Raw genomic sequence first — 17,827 nt, forward strand, 5'->3', positions numbered from 1 at the left:
GTGAGCTTCTCAGGACATTCACTGCTGCGTTGCATTGTCTTAAAAGGGAATAACCATTTCTTCCACAATGCGCCTTGAATTGAAAGCCCTGAGAAAGCTCTGAATTGATCACATCTTTAATGGAATTGGTATTAGAGCAATACTTTGTCAAACTCTGTTCTGGCCCAAAATAAATTAGATTTTTATTGGGGGGGATCAAAGTAAGAATAAGTAAAGAAAACCCAACAACTTTCAAAAAAATGCAAGCATCCGCACAAAAATCATTACGTCATCGACACATAAAACCATATAACTTAACGAATCTCTAGTTGATAGCAGCAGGTTAAAGTAAGATAAACCATAATAATTTCATTGATATAGAATTATCATATAATGCTTTGAGGATAAATTTTCAAATTAAAAATAGAGATTAATATGCCTTTCAAGCAGTATCATATTCACAATATTAGTGTGTTTTTTCGTGCCTGTATGACGGCTCAAACTAATACTTCAATAACGCCTTCAATCGCACAAAGAAAATCAACTGAGACTCTAGCGGTTAATGCATTGCTAGCCTTATACCTTGGACTATTTACGTTATTTATGTGGTTCGAGCAATTCAGAATGCCCTATATTCACATGGAAAACTTAGAGTTTTATTGGGAATTACTCAAATTAGGTCCATTTTCTGAAGCGGAGAAGAACTATAGAGCAGTTGCTATGCGTGAGATTGCTGACCTTTATATCTTGCAGTGGGCCCTCTTTGTATTAATACCTTTGTTCGCCTTAATCATTTTTGTCATTGCTCGGTCTAAACTTAAACAAATGCCAATGCATGAAGCTTCACAAGGCGGAAAACTGCCCACATTTGGCAGAGTATTGGCACTCTTTATCCAAGGTAAAGCGCAGTTTTTGATGTTATTTGTGATTGGTTATAGTTTTTTTGCCACGTCAGCGTTTTCCCAATGGATGATAGATGCTGCCCAAGGCCATGCGGACTTCAACATTTATAGCTTGTTTTTTCCGTTAGTATCGTTACTGCTTGTCTGGCAGTTCATTCGCCCCTTTGCCACTTACTATGTCATTACAATTAATAAAAATAGTAATCATGGCCTATCGTGATTAAACAGTCTTTATCCACAAGTCGTTGTCCGGCCCGCAAATTTAAAAGCTAATAAGGGTTAGTCTAGGCCTCAGTATTCAACCTTCTTTGAAAGGTTACTTTCAAAGAAGGTTGTAGTTCACTAATTAGCCCATCACCATGCTTGGCACCTATTAATCGCTAGGGGCTGTCACTACAAACTTCCATTGCAATGATGGTTGGCTCTTGAATGGACAAAAATTGAATCAGCCTCGGTCTGGTTAATTTCTTTCTCATGACTTCCCTCCCGGCGTAGTCATGAGTAATAAGATGAAATGAGCTCTTACCTAAATCAATCCCCATAACGCGAACGTTAGACATGATGATCACCTCTCATTTGTTAACCAGACAAACTGGATTCTAACACTAGGTTGGGACGTACCATCTTATTAACGAGTTAGAATCAAACCGATGAAAATCGATAGTCGGCCATTATTAGTCAGCAAAATAGCTTTGGCAGGTAGACCAAACATTTAAGTTCTACAAAGAGATAGACATAAAAAAGGCCCGTTAAAACAGACCTTTTTTATTGATGCCGATGAACTTAGTCTTCAGTAGTGTTTTGACGAGACTGTTGAATTTCAGTCTCCATTTCCATTGATAACGCTTGAAGCTTCGGCAGGCAGTCTTTCATTAATTCTTGTGACACCAGCATAGAATGCTTGCATGATTAAAGGCATTTTCTGGGTCATACTTTTACCAATCTCGGATTCATAAGAGTGATCGGTCCCCTTACCTCTTCTGTAAAATGCTTGCTATAGATATCTATTATTGGTTGCTTGAAAACTTGCCAATTTAACTCTTCTTCAAACATAGTCGCTAACTTTTTCATGTTTTTATCAAAAGCGGGTTTTCTTTGTCTGAGAGGTTCATTTGCTTTGTCATTCAGTCAAACATGAGCATCGTTTGCCCTTGCATAGTCTCCATCATTTTTGATACTTCATTTTATTCCAATAACCTCTCAACGGATTCCTAAGAAGAGTGCTCACCATGAGCGCCAAACGTAATCAAAGATATAAAACACAGTACAGAGGCAATTTTCATTACTAATCCTTTAAATGAAACAAATATTGACAGATAAGACCAAGTTCTTAAGCAGTAGCGCTGATAAGGTTTTAACGATTAAATTTGACCTAACTATGCAGACGCGAGGGCCGTGACACTAGCTCCACTAACTTATAACTCTAAATCAATTAAATTTCAGAGCTAACCATTCAATCCCCTATGAACTGTAATTAAATCATCACTAGCCGGCCATTTCTGTGGCCAACAGCGAGCCAATCTAAATAGTTATTCATTCGTCACACTCTCTACTTTCAAGCCCCCAAGTTAGTCTCGCCTCTCAAGTTGGTTATTTATTATTCACTTTTGTTTCTACAAAATATAGAAACCTCGTTGACAGGATACTTTATACAAACTACATTATTGTTTCTGAAATGTTAATATTTTGTGAAAGATGTGTTTCTTTAAGGGCTGCACAAACTTACTTTAAGGACGCATAACTATTGTAATTAATTTAATTGGAGGACAAGATGAGAATACCCTCATCAAATCTATATAAAGGCCTTTTAGGCTCTTTATTACTTATTTCCCACAGCGCGTACGCTAGTGAATTACCTGATATGTGTGCTACACAAGGTGCTTCAACATCCATCAGTGACGGCGCTCCTATTTGTGTGAGTGACAATGGCACAGCCTATTTGAGTCTAGGTGGCGCTAACTCACACGATAGTGTTGCGATCAGTACTGAGCACGGCAGTGGCGACTTAAGTTTATTTGTTGGTCAAGGTAATTGGCCAAGCACTGCTTCAAACAGTAACGCTGACAAATCATTAAATTCAGGCACTAATGGTGAATGTGTTGTTATCACTAACCCTAGTCAATATTGGTTAATGGTCGCAATAACAGGGACTCGAACTGGTGCCTCATTAGCAGTAGATTATGGCGCGACTTCATGTCGAACATCGGGTGGAAGCACTGGCGGCAATACTGGTCCAGTGACAGCACCGAATAATCTAACAGCGATAGCAGCGGCAAATTCAGTCAACTTATCTTGGAGCGATAACTCAAGCAACGAAGACAGTTTTGTGATCCAACGCTCAGCTCCAGGGGCTTCTTGGAACACGATTGCTACATTGCCAGCAAATACGACTAGCTATTCAGATCCTGGTTTAACGGCTAACTCTACGTACTATTACACTATGCACGCAAAGAATAGTACTAACCAATCGGGATGGAGTAGCACCATCACGGCTGTCACTACAGATTCAGGTACGACTCCACCAAACCCAGATCCGGACCCAAATCCTAACCCAGGCAGTTTAGCCGATATCTGTGCGACTGAAGCGGAGACAACGGTAACATCACTTACCGATGGCGTGCCTGTGTGTGTACCTGCTGCTGCGCAAGGTTATGGTTTTAGCGTTTCAACCTTTAACCAAAATGTCACTAGCATTGCATTTAGCTCTGATCACGGATTAGGTAACTTAACCTTAGCTGCAAGTGCCGACGGCTGGCCTAAAGCAGGTGATGACAGTATTCGCTCTTCAAAAGTGGGGAACACTGAGTGTGTGGTTTTGACTCAACCCAAAAATGGCTGGAACAACGTACGATTAGAAGGGCTATTCAAAGGAGTTAGCTTAGTTGCAGACTTTAATACAACCAGCTGTCGAGTCACCCCCGGCGCCGCAGATCCTGGTAATGACGGCTATGATTTTAACGGCGTGCATGTACTAGTCTATCCATTTAGATTCCCAGACCAAGATTTAGAATTTACTACCGCACAAATCAATGCAGAAATGCAAAAAACCAAAGACTACTTTACCGAGCAGTCTTACGGTAAGTTTGATTTTACTTGGGAAATAAAATCTAAGATCACCATGCCAAACAATCACAATTACTACAATAGTGATAAAACAAAGTGGAATCCTGAATATAAAGAACAACTTGTTAATGCTGGTATCGATCCTAATTTCCCAGGTGACGGCACTATAATAATGGTTACAGCGCCACCCGTTGGTACAGAAGCGACTTACTTTATCAACTCGCAAGCAGGTCCACCATTAATGGAAATTTATACCTATAAAGCCGGCACTATTGCTCATGAAACAGGTCATGCGTTAGGTTTGCATCACTCTATGTCAATTGAGGGCGGTAACAGCACCTTAAACGGTAACGCTAGTGACAGCGTGGTTAACTATGGTAACGTTTTCGGATTGATGGGAATGGGGGCACATTCACTTGAAGAAATGAACTTAATGTATAAAGGTTATTTCAACAATTGGATTACTGAATCAGATGTTCCTACTGTGACCACATCAGGAACTTACCGAATCTACGCCTTTAACCACGGTACCGCGGCGGGTCACAATGCACCGGGTAATATTGGTCTAAAAATCAAATCGGGTGATGGTGACAAAACCTACTGGGTTGAATACCGCACCATGCAAAAGAGTGAGATAAACACGGCTCCGGGGTCGCAACTGCGCACTCCGTTACTGCAAAATGGTATTTCAATTAACTTACAAAACTACTTGGATGAAAATGCAGCACCTTGGTATAACCATAACTCATTGCTGCTGGATTCAACGCCAAATTCACGCAGTTCAAATTGGGCACTTGAAGACTTCAATGATGCGCCATTGCAAATAAACCAAACATTCACAGATCCTTGGAATGGTTTCTCTATCTACCCTGTTGATAAAGGTGGCACTTTAGGCACTGCAGATGCTTGGATTGAGGTTCAGGTGACCATCTTCTAAATCATCCGGTATGTGATGTAATGACACGCTTATAGCTCACACCTAATGAGCAATTATGCAAACATAAAACGCTACGAACTCAATCGTAGCGTTTTTATTTGGAATGAGAGCTTAAAGCCTAAGACCCACCTTAACGCTGTAACCAAAACGTTTAAGTCAAAGATGGAATGTAGCAAAGCTGTTGCAACCAATAAGCAATTAGTATTTAGAGCGTTTATTTTATGCGACTAAAATCACAATATTTATCTGCGCATCAATTAGTCATTGAAATTAATTTACTAATTTCCTACAGTGAAATTTCGCCTTAAGAACAATTGCATCACTTTGTATCAGCTGTTTTTGACTACGTAAAATACCTGTAACGCTATATTACTGGGACTTAAGTTTGAAGAGATTGAGCAAAGCTTTACTTTATGTGCCTATTTTGATCGCCATTTTTTTGGTCGGTCAAATTGTTGCAGATAAAGTAGCAGTTAACGCTGCATCAAGTGAGCTATCTTTTCAACAACTGCAGCAACACACGAGCTCACTCTATAAAAAGACTTTTTCACTAGCTGATTTAGCCATTGTCACTATGCTGTGCCAAGAAACACCCAAAGTGATTGAGATTACAGCGCCGACACTGGTGGCAGAAATTGAAGAGCTCGACATCAACCTGCTAACAGCAAGCAACGCCTACTTTTGTTTGTTACTGCTATTTAGCAACTATCTAGTGACCAGTAACATTAAGTACAAAACACCGAAAAAAATCATTAATTTGGTGTCTATCGTCCATAGCTGGATAAAGCCAATCAAAGGCTGCCCTTCCTAACTGACTCACTTTGAGTCATCAAAATGCAGATCCGATAATCGGATAAAGCAGCAAAAACTGAAAATTAAATCTCAACCGTTTGGCTTGTTAACCATTGCCAGATAATCAACAAGTGATCTCTTAAAGGGTGGAATTATGCCGTCTAAGAATAACTGCGCCTTGCTTTCGGGCAAACGCCGACTCAGTTATCAAAAAGCACTACTTTGCACAGCCGTAATGGGCTTGAGTTGCACATTATCGTCATCAGCTCTCGCTGATAATGAAAATGTATCAGCGGCAAATAGCTCAACCACTTCCAACTGGTCAGGTTATGTCAGTGCTACCGCAACAACCAACGTCTATGGGCAATCGGAGCCTAGCTCTTATCAATCAATAAGCGGCAATGGCCGTATAGGTTATCGAGACAGTTGGGGCAGTATCCGCTTATCTGTTGGAGGAGAGGTCGAAACCCATCACGACCAATCGTACTACTACGACACATTTCTTGAGTACCGCACGCCAGCTAAAAGCTTTAACTCAGACTGGAGTTTAATCGGCAGCGCGGGAGTCTTTCTGCCAACGAGCCACACCAGTCAAGAGAACAAACTGCAAGCAGCACCTCGAGTCGCAGCTTACCTATTCTATCGGCCCAATAATGTATGGAATTTCTATATATCACCAAGGTTTAGGTACAACGCCTACAAGTATGAAATCGGCCGTCAGGGCGAGCATTTTGTAGAGCATCAAATCGACATATTGGCAGATGCGACTTGGCAGTTTACCGATAACTGGTATTTAGATGTCAGCGGCTCGTACGGCATGGCCAAGAAGTTCAATAGCAGTCGCTATGACAATTTATTTACTGCTAGCCAAGAGATTGGCTGGGAATTTTCACCCAGTTGGATAGTCGCTGCCGGCCACAACAACAGCGGCGGATTCTATGACCCAGAAAGAGGTTCATCTCATGGATTTGAGATCTATGACAAACGAAGTTCAGTCTTTTACTTGTCGATAACGAAATACTTATAACATTAACTGGAAGAGAGGTTTACATGAAAATATCGACGATAACGTTCGCCATTGTCGGGGCCATAGCCCTCAATGGTTGTGGTTCCGATGAGCCGTATCAGCAAGTCAAAAAAGATGAGAAAATGGTCTCAGTGCAAAATCTCAAAGAAGCAACCACTGACACCAGCGTAACCAATGGCCAACAAACGACGGCCACATCCTTGTCTGAACTTGCAGTCAAACAGCCAGAGCGACTATTTCTTTATAGCCGTAGCTTGGGCGATGCACCAAGGTATTCAGCGCCCATACACGGTTTCTCGCAAGGAGATGAAAAACTCGTCACCTTACGCATGACTGAAAACGGCATTCAGCTGAGGCAAATAGACCGAGATAACATCGGCCTTGGCCATGGCTCTCGCTACGACAATGAATACAACAAAGCCCCAGTGCTCACCATTCCTGGCGAATACGTTGATTTCCAATGCCAAAAAGACAATTGGGATGACTGTACTAACAAAGAGGAAGAGATCACTGACCGTAATGTCACCTGGGATCAAAAGAAATTCTTTATTCCTCACTTTGAAGCAGCACAAATTGCCGAAGAGAACTATACCGATCTGGTTACCTTTAAACAGTGCACCACCGAAACAGAATCGGCGCACTTAGTTAAAGATGGCGATTGGCACGGCTATGAAATGGACTTAGCCAATGGCGTCATCAACTTTGAAATCGAGCATACCTATCAAGCTAACCCCGCTTGCTTTGGTAAATTCTTCAAAGGTAATTTCGATAACCTGTCTTTCACAACCACAGAATACATCTCGATTGTTGCTGTTGACCAGCTCGCCAGTGATGACTTTGATGTGGTGCCATACAGTGAAGATGAAAATGGTAGCTATGGCTTTTTTAGAACTCAGCATAACTATCGTGACGGCAATCATGCCGCGGGTAAAGACGGCTATGTACGTCAATACTTGAACCACTACAATCCGAAAAAAGCGGCGATTACCTATTACCTCAGTAATAACTTCTTCGAAGATAAAAACAAGCCATTCTTAGATGCTGCCAACGAAAGCATCACCGCGATGAACATTCAAAATAAGATGTTCGAAACAGGCTTGCCGCCAATCAAGCTAGAAAAAGCGGGCAACCACCGTCACGGCGATCTGCGCTATAGCAATATAACCTTGTTTGATGAGCCACTCGACAATGGCTTGGCAGGATATGGTCCATCAGCGGCTAACCCATTAACTGGTGAAATTGTCAGTGGCCGAGTCGACCAATATAGCGCCAACCTAGAGCAAGGCTCAACCCGTTACTATCGTCGCGTTCAGCTCGATTATAACCGCGGTATGCTTGACCCAAGCTCAGTAAAAGCACTCACTGGTGTCGACTACACTCCAGCTGCAGAGGCGATTGCTCGAGCCAATGAAGTGGCGGCCAACAAGTTGGTTGCTCAGCAAACAGCGACCAGCGATAACTCAATGAACAGCCAGCCGCTGCAAACTGAGTTACCGCAAGCGCAAATCCCAACACTTTCAACTGACACAGCCGACAGTGCCCCATTAGAAGAGTTGGTTAACCAACACAACAAAACTAATGACTTCTGGGCTGAACATAACCTAATGAGTGTTAACGAAGCATTTGGTTTAGGTGGCGGCGCACTGCGAGAACTACCAAGAGGCCTGAAAGGTCATGAAATTGATTGGACCAATAGCGAATTTTGGATCGATGGTATTGTCGGTGGAAAATTAAAAGACATCGAAAAAATGTCGACCGCTTTCCAATCAGATTTAGTGACTAAACTAGCCGCACAAGCCTTTGCGGGCACCCTAACCCATGAGCTTGGGCATACGTTTGGTTTACGCCATAACTTTGCCGGTAGTCGCGATCAAGCTAACTTCTTTAATGAACAAGAGATCAGCAAGTTTGAGTCCGCATTTGCCGCAGCAGGTTACCCCAACCTTACTGTAAAAGCGGATTTTTCAAGCCAGATGGACTATAACGCCGACCGTTTTGCCACTACATTTGAGAAGTATGACCTCGCTGCACTGCGTTTTGGTTATGCCCGTAACGTTGAAACCACAGATGGCGCCATGGTGTCACTGAAAGAACAAGATGCAAATCGTCGTAAAGAGCTTAGCCAGGGTGACTTAACTGGTGCGACGCAATATGGCGCACTGCATAATATCGCCGCCGAAAACGAGCTAAGGTATTTTGCTTTCTGTACCGACGGTCACGTGTCGTTAAACAGTAACTGTAACCGTTTTGATGCAGGGACGAACAACGATGATATCGCGCAATACTATGTTGATAGATACTTCGACAGTTATGACACCATGAACGTACGTCACAACCGTCAAACGCTGTTTGAAGACAACATACTGCCCTACACTATCGACCGCCTCAGCGGCTTTAACGATATTCGTCAGTTTGTTGAAGATACCGCGTCGGCAGAAGAGTTATTTGCCTTTAGCCAAAGCGATCTAGCCGAGTTTTGTCCTACGCATCAAACGTACTGGTTCTGCGCATCCCAACGTGCAGTCAATAAAGCTGCTGACACATTTTTAAAAGTGGCAGGCATGAATGATATCTTCCTGCATGTCACCTACAAAATGAACAGCGATGACAGCACGGCATTTACTAAGGTTCATTCACTGGAAGATCTACTGTCGAGAATTTACCGTCTCAACGGTAATCAACTCGATGAAAGCTTAGATGTTGGTAAAATCATCACCAGCTTTGAGCAAGATCCTGAGAAGCTTAAGCAACTACTAGTAAAAGCAGATGTAGTGCCTGCCTACCAAGATCTGGTTTATGCCGATGTCACCGTAAATCAAGGACGTCTACTTAACGGTCTTAAAGCGCCACAATCAAATCCAAATCATCCTTATGTTAACGAAAGAGATGTACTGGGAATGTGGCCTGATAAATTGTTAGCTGTGCGCCAATTGCTAACAAGAAAGTCACCTAGAAGCACCACAGGTCGTACTTACTATGCATTGGCCGATACCGCAAAAGTTCATGACCAATTGCAAGGCATGCTGTGCCACATGACCATGGGCAATACTGTTGACGATCTCAATGGCTACCTAACAACTCCTGCACTTAAAAATGCTTGTGCCGATGTTGATCCAAAGTACTACAGCAGCGATGTAGATTATGCTGACCAGCAGATAGAAGCCCTACCGAGCTATGCCACATCACTTGGGCGTTACTTTGGCTTCCCACAAAGCACTGGCGAAATGAAAGGTAAGAGCAACCTGCTGCAGATGATGCTCAAACAAGTGGTACTGGCCTCACATGACAGTGACTACCGCGGCGAAGAAAAAGCCCGAGTATGGCGTGAATTTGCCGGTATTCATTTGGCAAGTGACGCAGTCAGTTCAGTGAAAACCATCTCGCTACAGGGTAAGAACTATGTAGCCACTGACGAAAACACGCTAGCGATAGCGCTGATCGAGCAACTAGAACAGCTTGATACATTAATGACGAATAAGCCGTTGATGGATCATGTCATGAATGCCGATGGCGCTACCTTCAAAGAGTTAATCGTCGACCCTATGGTCGCCAGAGACAAACGCGTACTGACTTACCTACCCGTCTTATCATAACGGTTAGATCTGATAACGGTTAGTAGCCCTAACCAATGGTTAAAGACTGCTCCCCCAAAAAGGCCTGTATCTACAGGCCTTTTTTATTGAAAGCATATCTTACTTAACATTGAGTTGGCCTGCTGAAGGGAGGCGCTCAATTATGCTATCGCCTCTAGCCCGAGAGCGCTTGATAAAGGGATAAGTATAAAGTTTACTCTGACTCACTTACTTTTAGCTTGCTTCGTTAACTTTGCGAGAGAACCAAACACATCCTTGGGCTAGCCATCTGTTATTACAGGTACTTAACCCAGGTCCGCTGACTTTTATGCTTATATTGACTGAAGCGCTTAGTCGGGAAATATAACAATACAGCCAAAATCACCGTTACCAGCCACACATAAGCAATATGAGTAAACCCAAACAAGTTGCCATAATTGGGGCCAAAAACCGTGAGTGCAAACCAATACATAAACAGCAACAGGTACAGATGGACGATATAGAAAAACATCGGCGCTGATCCAAAAGTTGCTAACACTTTGCCATAACTCGGTTTAACTTGCTCTAACCCTCGCAGACACAATAGCGTACCACCAATCGTAACCAGTAAAAATGCCAATGATGGCGGGTATTTAGTAAGATTAAATATCGATTTCAAGGTCATCATTAGCGAATCACTTTGCTGCCAATCAAGAGTTTCACCATAAAGGTTGAATCCCCGTAATACAGCGAACGTCGCAAAACAACCTAGGCCGAGGTAAATTAACCACTTATGCCGTTTATCTTCAGCAAAATTAGCAGCATAAATGGGCCCTAGGGCATAGCCCAATAAGATTACGCCAATCCAAGGCAACACAGGGTAACTCGCGCGAATACCGATAAAGTCGTTCGGTAAAATGTTGCCACGATCGTGCAATATCGCCCAAAGGGTATAACCCCATTCATCCGGAGAAAAACCTATTGGTGTTAATATATTATGGCAAAAAACAATGCCTAAGCCGATAACGACCAACCATACTCTTGGCAACCAAATTAATGCTGCCAGTGCTAGCATACTGATCCCTATCGCCCAGATAACTTGCAACCAAATCATCTGGTAATTACCCATCCATTGAAAGGTAATTACTGTGCACTCTAGCGCGATAAGAAACAGTCCACGCTTGACCAAAAACTCTCGTGCTGAACGTTGTGGTCCAAATTGTGGATGGCTGTATAGCCATGCTGATATGCCTGTTAAAAATACAAATGTTGGTGCACAAAAATGCGCAGCAAATCGACTAAAAAACAGCCCTGTGCTGGTGCTGTCTAAAGTCATTGGGTCAGTTACCTGTTCGTGGAAAAAAAACCTCTCCCTCACATGATCAAGTAGCATAATTAACATTACGATCCCACGCATGATATCAATACTTTCGATACGCTTTTTTAGTGTTGACGGCGTATTAGCCTTACTCATTGCATTAATCCTATACTCTCTAACTCACACTTAAATCTATAAAAAGGCTATCATCCACATGAAATACAACACTTTATACCTATGCATCGTCTAAACACCTAGGTTGTTATAATAAGACTAACCAAAACTGGAATCATATTTACGCCAGCAGTAGATTTTTGTCTTTAAGTTAATAGCCTAAGTTAATAGCCAGCCATTATTAATCAACAACATAACGAGCTAAGAGCGCGAATTCAATACTTGGTGGTATTCTTATCATGAATATTCCTAGCTAACAGCATTCTGCTGGTGAAATATGCCTGAAATGATGAAATTTGACTGATATTGCTTTCTAAGGAGCGCTGATAATTAACTCAGCGATATTGTCTGAGGAAAGTCGATATTAGATGACATCTATTTTGATAAACGCTGGGTTAATGGCTTGGCATATACTCGCAGCTGCTTGAAAAATGCCGTCGCCGTTTGTTGAGATTCTCACAGTAACGGCTGAACTCCTGCGGACCGAAATTTAGCCAGCCATTATTAATCATTAAGTGGCATTTTCATTTTGCTCCGCGGATTTCCGGATCTCAGGCAATTGGTACTGTAGTATGCCAAAAATTACAATCAACGGAATTATTGCAAGCCATAATAATCCATCGAGAAACCACAATGAGACGAATAGGATTTGGATACATACATATGAGGTCAACTTGAGCCAAGATGGAAGCATGAGCATTTGCCCCATTGCTAGAAATGGTAAAGCAAAGAGCAAAGTACCAAACACTACAAGTGCTGGGTGGAATCCAAGACCTTCTGCGCCAACAAACCCTCGATAGAAGTCATAGCCAAAAATTACAAATACTGGAAATAATGACAGAGCCAAATAGAGCGCAGCATGTCTTTCCTTAGCTATCAACTTAGAATGTTCATCATTTTTCTGCTGAAGAGTCTTCATGCCATCCTTGCCATTTAACGCCGCAATAAGCGGAAAATTATAGTTGGCTAAAATGTTTGAGGAACGAAAAACAGCCAACTGTAAATTTTCCGTTTAATTGCCTCGTTAGCAGTACTTACTTGATGCTGCTAGTTATTTTATTTATTTCAGCGGACATCTCTTGCTGTATTACCGGCCTAAGCTTTAAGAACTTAGCGTAAGCTGGCTGGTCTAATATTTCAGAAATTTTCACTAATTCGTCTGCGGTAAAATGCTTAATGTAAATATCTTGAATCTTACCGATAAATTCATCTGAGTTAAAAAGCTTTAATAATTTGGTGGCATATTCACTTGATTCTTTCTCTGTGTAACCACCAGAAGTAAACACTTTGGTTAGAGATTCCTTTGTATAAGCGGAAGAAGATTTTTCAAATATACTTTTGGCAGCCTGCTTTGCTTGCTCGGAATCAACAGCATAAGAGCTTTGAGAAATCATTAATAAAAGGAATATGAGCTTACGCATGTGATTGACCTCCTTGTACTGCTAACGCCCCACTAAGGGGCTAATAAATAGTTGGCTACAATAGCGAACGAAGTGAGACTAGCCAACTGTTTTTAGTCCCGCTTGAGTGGCTTGTTATGTGTATTTACAATATACGCTATCAACTTTAATAAACAGTTTTTTATACAAAGCTTTATCCAATACATCAATATTCAAGCCTTCACTTTCTATAATTACTTTTACACATTTTTCTGCTGTTTTAGGTGGAAACTTTATTAATCGAGACTTAATTAAAGGTGGAAGAAAAAAACCTAAATCAACGCAAATTTGATCTAACAATTGTTCTAGCTCTGTTTCGATTTGATTCATACTTCCCTATACACATAAACAGATTGTTATGAGTTAATTCGTACGTTCATCTAGAACTTTTTTAATAGTAGCTTTAGTTTTATCTGAGTCTACTTCGTACTCTTCAAATTTAGCTAAACAAGAGTTCATTTTTTCATGGTTTATTTTACTGCTTTCATTTGAAGCATTTAGACAACCATTAATCTGCTCACTCGAATAAAACCTGTTCGTTTTACTACATGAAATTACATGCATTTCAGACCAACCTTGATTAAGCATGCATATGTTAACTTCATCTGTAACTTGATTATGATTAAAAGAACAAGCTTTGTAATCAGCAGTTGGATTGGTTTTAGTAGGGTGTGTTCTTGACTGACAATCGCCCATTTCGATATTCCAACCTTTAGAATTTGTATCTGTAGACTTGCATCCTACAAGAACATTTGAGGTAAAAATTATTGCGAGCAAATAGTAAAAATTAGTAATTCCATTCAAACTTAAAATCTCCATTTAAACCTGACAAACTCATAGACATAATGACTCCCCACTAAAGATGCTGATCTCCAATCAATCGTGGGTTAGCTGAAAGCCAGAGCCATAATAGTTTTGTTAAAGAAACTAAATCGGAGATCAGCATGAATAAACATAACATACTTTTTATTGGCCTTGATACACATAAAGAATTTGTAGAAGTGGCTTATATTGAAGATCAAAGAGAAGCGCAAGCGGTTCATTTTGGACGAGTTTCAAGTGCGAAAGCCTCTATCACTAAACTGGCTAGGCAGTTTCAATCTAAGTATCCAGAAGCAACCTTACACTTTGTGTATGAGGCAGGTCCCTGCGGTTACTGGATCTACCGCTTGCTGACAAGCTTAGGTCACTGTTGCTATGTGATTGCTCCTTCGCTTATTCCTAAAAAGCCTGGTGAGAAAATAAAAACTGATAAACGTGATGCGCTTAAATTAGCAAAGCTGCTCAAGTCGGAAGATCTTACCGCGATTTATGTTCCTGAGCCTGAAGACGAAGCTATCAGGGATCTTTCTCGTGCACGTGAGACCGCGATGAAAGATTTAAAAGATGCTAAATACCAGCTTAAAGCGCTTCAGCTTAGAAATAACATTAACTATAGAGGCACCGCGAATTGGTCGCTAAAGCACTTACGCTGGCTGACTGAACTGATATTACCGCATCCTAGTCAGCAGATTGTCTTGCAAGAATACTTACAAACCATTTCGGAACGAATAGCTCGGTTGAAGCGGCTAGACAATGAACTTGAACATCACGTGAAAAAGTGACGTTACTATCCGGTCATCAAAGCCATACAAGCATTACGTGGAGTGAGGTTACTGGTTGCAGCAGGTATTATTGCTGAGCTCGGAGACCTAACTCGGTTTGATCACCCCCGAAAACTAATGAGTTATGTAGGTCTAGTTCCATCGGAACACTCGAGTGGTGGAAAGCGGCATGTGGGTGCGATAACGAAATGCGGCAATGGTCGAGCAAGGCGGCTATTAGTCGAAGGGGCTCACTCCTATCGCTACCCCGCTAAGATCTCAACCTAGATGCAAATAAGACAAGAAGGTTTACCGAAAGAAATCATTGATATTGCATGGCAAGCGCAGCTTAGGCTTTGTCGTCGATACCAAAAACTCATGTACAAAGGTAAACATAACAACGTAGTCGTGACAGCCATAGCCAGAGAAATGATTGCTTATATCTGGGCAATTTCACGAGAAGTGGTACTGACAAAAGTTAACCCTAAACTACGGTTGTCGAGAGTACCTGCATGATAAACGATTTTGAGCTAATACAGTGGGTCAAGCATCGGATGTGACACGATCACCGAGGGCGTTAGGATGGCAATACGGTTAACTCTGTATTGAACCACGAACATAGACTGAAGACAGGTGTCACGACGGATTATGTAAGGTAGGCGCTGCTTATTGAAAGATAAGTAATCCACGGATATCAGCATGACAACCGACGAAATTACTTGCTTCATCGACTGTGTTAGCTCAATCCAATTTGGATGAGAATAAAAGATAAAGGCTTAAGTATTTAGGCCGGTATTGTCATGTTCTGCTTGACGTGGGGAGTCATACCAACGCCCAAATAACGGGCTAAGTAACGCTTGCTAAAATTGTGGCGCGAAGCAGAACCGAGCAAGCGTTACGTGTCCTGTTGATTTGCTTGTTAGCTGGCAAACTTCTCCTGAGCTTTATTAATGTCCGCAGTAATATCTCCGATTACTCTTTCATAGTGTGCGGGATATTCTTTTGCTTTAGACAAAGTATTCCTGATTAGCAATAATGCATGATCGTGAATGTTGATTCCATCACGAACTTCAGTATTTAATATTTCTGAAACTAAATCTAACCCGATATGATTTTCTGCAACATTTTTAAACTGTTCAAAGGTCATTATCTGACCTTCGATGTATATACCGTGCTGATTCAACTCCTTAGCTTTGACAAATGCGGGGCACAAATCAGTTATCAAATTATAGGGGCTCAATTGCCCTACAGGAATACCCAGCAAATCTAATTTAACAGCAATTCTTTCGATTAACGTCATACTATCCTTGCCTGCTAACGCCGCGTTAAGCGGCTGATAATTGTTGGCTAAAATGTGAAGCGGAGCGGAACCTAGCCAACTGTTAGCAGTCCGTTCTTAAACGCCTTGTGTACGCCCAGCATGGGCATGAACTAATGAGGTGAAAGTCCTCTGTAGGAAGATCACCGTTACTCTTTCTAAAAGAGAATAACATACTGTTATTAAACGTTAACTACTAGTGAATGGCAAGGGCTTATCCGTGAGGATTGGTCTGAAGGAAGCCGCTAGCAAATTTGCGAGCTGATGAACAAGAACATCATATGAGGCGTAGGCTAGAGGTGAGTTGGCAGGGTCTGCCCCGCGAAGCAAGGGTGCAAGACGACGAAACCACGTGATCTAATGGCCACCGTAAATGATGCAGCAGTGCAAAGAAAGTTCATGTTCTTATCTGGGGAGATCTGTCTAACACGCGATCGGTCATTAACCAGTAAGGCTCTGGTTTATAAGTGCCTTGGCTTTTCAACTTCATCGATTGAAAAGAGCGAACCAGATGACAACCGATAGCGCATGACGGGGTAACTCGGGATGTGATTAAGCAGAAGGCCTAAAATGTTCCCTACATTTTTTGGCATTCACTCCCTCCATGGAGATTTCAGCAGACGGCATAGTAGCCGAACGCCCATCGTAATGGATGGGATAGCATACCCCGCGTTAGCGTTGTGGGTACATGGTGAAGGCCTGAACATTTAGAAGAAGGAGGAGTCTTGTCACACTTGTCGATACCCACTACGTCGCCAGACGATTACTATCAGCAGCGTATTGATCTGCAACCGGCCTTCAACAGCGATTTATTCCAGCAACTACTCGAACCTGAGAATTTACATCGAGCGTGGCGGCAAGTTAAAGCCAATAAAGGCGCGGCAGGTATCGATGGCATGACCATCGATGCCTTCCCACTTTGGATGCAACAAGGCGGTTGGCAACAGTGTAAAACTCAACTTGAGCAAAGCGAATATCAACCCTCAGCGGTCAGGCGTGTAGAGATCGACAAACCCGATGGCGGTAAACGGAAATTGGGGATCCCTAACGTCATTGACCGTGTGATACAGCAAGCAATAGCTCAAATACTCACGCCGTTGTTTGACCCGTTTTTCTCGGCGAATAGCTTTGGTTTTAGGCCGAATAGAAACGCCAAACAAGCGGTACTGCAAGTTAAGGATACCATCAAACAGAAGCGAAAATTTGCTGTCGATGTTGATCTGTCTAAGTTCTTTGACCGAGTTAATCATGATCTACTCATGACTCAACTAAAGAGCAAGGTACAGGATAAGCGCCTTTTGGCGCTTATTGGTAAATACCTACGTGCAGGTGTGATGGTCAACGACCAATTTGAAGCAAGCTTCGAAGGAGTACCTCAAGGCGGTCCACTCTCGCCTTTACTATCAAACATTATGTTGGATAGTTTGGATAAAGAGCTGGAAAGCCGAGGGCATCAGTTCGCCCGTTACGCGGACGACTTTATCATTTTGGTAAGGTCTATTCGCGCGGGTGAACGGGTACTAAAGAGCATTACTCGCTACCTTGCCATGAAACTAAAACTGGTCGTTAATGAACAGAAAAGCCAAGTGGTTAAGGTAGGACAAAGCAAGTTCCTCGGGTTTACCTTTAACCGAGGAAAGATCCAATGGCATGCTAAAACGTTGCACATTTTCAAGCAAAAGATGAGACGGCTGACGAACCGAAATTGGGGCGTGAGTATGGGGTATCAATTGTTTAAAGTGCG

The 17,827-nt window shown here is 42.1% G+C and carries 12 protein-coding genes and 2 pseudogenes; 7 read left to right on the forward strand and 7 right to left on the reverse strand.

All coding sequences use genetic code 11. The features are described 5' to 3' along the window. Positions 1-414: 414 nt before the first annotated feature. Positions 415-1,101 (forward strand): hypothetical protein, encoded by a 687-nt coding sequence (locus AB4135_RS16680; protein WP_371994596.1) that lies wholly within the window; start codon positions 415-417, stop codon positions 1,099-1,101. A 175-nt stretch (positions 1,102-1,276) separates the two neighbouring features. On the opposite strand, the pseudogene AB4135_RS16685 reads toward AB4135_RS16680, so the two are convergent. Then, positions 1,277-1,441: pseudogene (locus AB4135_RS16685) on the reverse strand (IS110 family transposase); the annotation flags it as partial. Positions 1,442-2,652: 1,211 nt separating this feature from the next. On the opposite strand from AB4135_RS16685, the gene AB4135_RS16690 reads away from it, so the two are divergent. The 4 genes from AB4135_RS16690 to AB4135_RS16705 all read left to right on the forward strand — a co-directional run bounded on the left by AB4135_RS16690 (position 2,653) and on the right by AB4135_RS16705 (position 10,293). Further along, positions 2,653-4,881 (forward strand): fibronectin type III domain-containing protein, encoded by a 2,229-nt coding sequence (locus tag AB4135_RS16690; protein WP_371994597.1) that lies wholly within the window; start codon positions 2,653-2,655, stop codon positions 4,879-4,881. A 385-nt stretch (positions 4,882-5,266) separates the two neighbouring features. Continuing rightward, on the forward strand, positions 5,267-5,692 hold the full coding sequence (locus AB4135_RS16695; RefSeq protein WP_371994598.1) for a hypothetical protein: 426 nt from the start codon (positions 5,267-5,269) through the stop codon (positions 5,690-5,692). Positions 5,693-5,827: 135 nt separating this feature from the next. Then, entirely contained in the window at positions 5,828-6,700 is an 873-nt protein-coding gene (locus AB4135_RS16700; protein ID WP_371994599.1) for a hypothetical protein, read from the forward strand. A 23-nt stretch (positions 6,701-6,723) separates the two neighbouring features. Next, entirely contained in the window at positions 6,724-10,293 is a 3,570-nt protein-coding gene (locus AB4135_RS16705) for a zinc-dependent metalloprotease (RefSeq protein ID WP_371994600.1), read from the forward strand. Positions 10,294-10,567: 274 nt separating this feature from the next. Here the strand turns inward: AB4135_RS16705 and AB4135_RS16710 are convergent, their stop codons facing one another. From AB4135_RS16710 to AB4135_RS16730, 5 genes are all read right to left on the reverse strand, one after another. Then, positions 10,568-11,725, reverse strand: coding sequence for a DUF1624 domain-containing protein (locus AB4135_RS16710; protein WP_371994601.1), 1,158 nt, complete (start codon positions 11,723-11,725; stop codon positions 10,568-10,570). A 529-nt stretch (positions 11,726-12,254) separates the two neighbouring features. Then, complete coding sequence (locus AB4135_RS16715) at positions 12,255-12,740, reverse strand: hypothetical protein (RefSeq protein WP_371994602.1); 486 nt, start codon at positions 12,738-12,740, stop codon at positions 12,255-12,257. Between the two features lie 37 nt (positions 12,741-12,777). Further along, positions 12,778-13,164, reverse strand: coding sequence for a hypothetical protein (locus tag AB4135_RS16720; protein WP_371994603.1), 387 nt, complete (start codon positions 13,162-13,164; stop codon positions 12,778-12,780). 114 nt (positions 13,165-13,278) lie between these two features. Next, on the reverse strand, positions 13,279-13,512 hold the full coding sequence (locus AB4135_RS16725; RefSeq protein ID WP_371994604.1) for a hypothetical protein: 234 nt from the start codon (positions 13,510-13,512) through the stop codon (positions 13,279-13,281). Between the two features lie 33 nt (positions 13,513-13,545). Further along, a complete protein-coding gene (locus tag AB4135_RS16730) occupies positions 13,546-13,986 on the reverse strand; it encodes a hypothetical protein (RefSeq protein WP_371994605.1) in 441 nt (146 codons plus the stop codon). Positions 13,987-14,126: 140 nt separating this feature from the next. Between AB4135_RS16730 and AB4135_RS16735 the strand changes: the two are divergent. Then, a pseudogene (locus tag AB4135_RS16735) lies at positions 14,127-15,281 on the forward strand (IS110 family transposase). A 403-nt stretch (positions 15,282-15,684) separates the two neighbouring features. On the opposite strand, the gene AB4135_RS16740 reads toward AB4135_RS16735, so the two are convergent. Continuing rightward, positions 15,685-16,065, reverse strand: a complete 381-nt coding sequence (locus tag AB4135_RS16740) for a hypothetical protein (RefSeq protein WP_371994606.1) — start codon at positions 16,063-16,065, stop codon at positions 15,685-15,687. 743 nt (positions 16,066-16,808) lie between these two features. Between AB4135_RS16740 and ltrA the strand changes: the two genes are divergently transcribed. Beyond that, the coding region (gene ltrA / locus AB4135_RS16745) for a group II intron reverse transcriptase/maturase (RefSeq protein WP_371994607.1) at positions 16,809-17,827 on the forward strand (1,019 nt) is incomplete at its 3' end.

The organism is Shewanella sp. 10N.286.54.B9, assembly GCF_041468565.1.
In the GTDB taxonomy this organism is placed as follows: Bacteria; Pseudomonadota; Gammaproteobacteria; order Enterobacterales; family Shewanellaceae; genus Shewanella.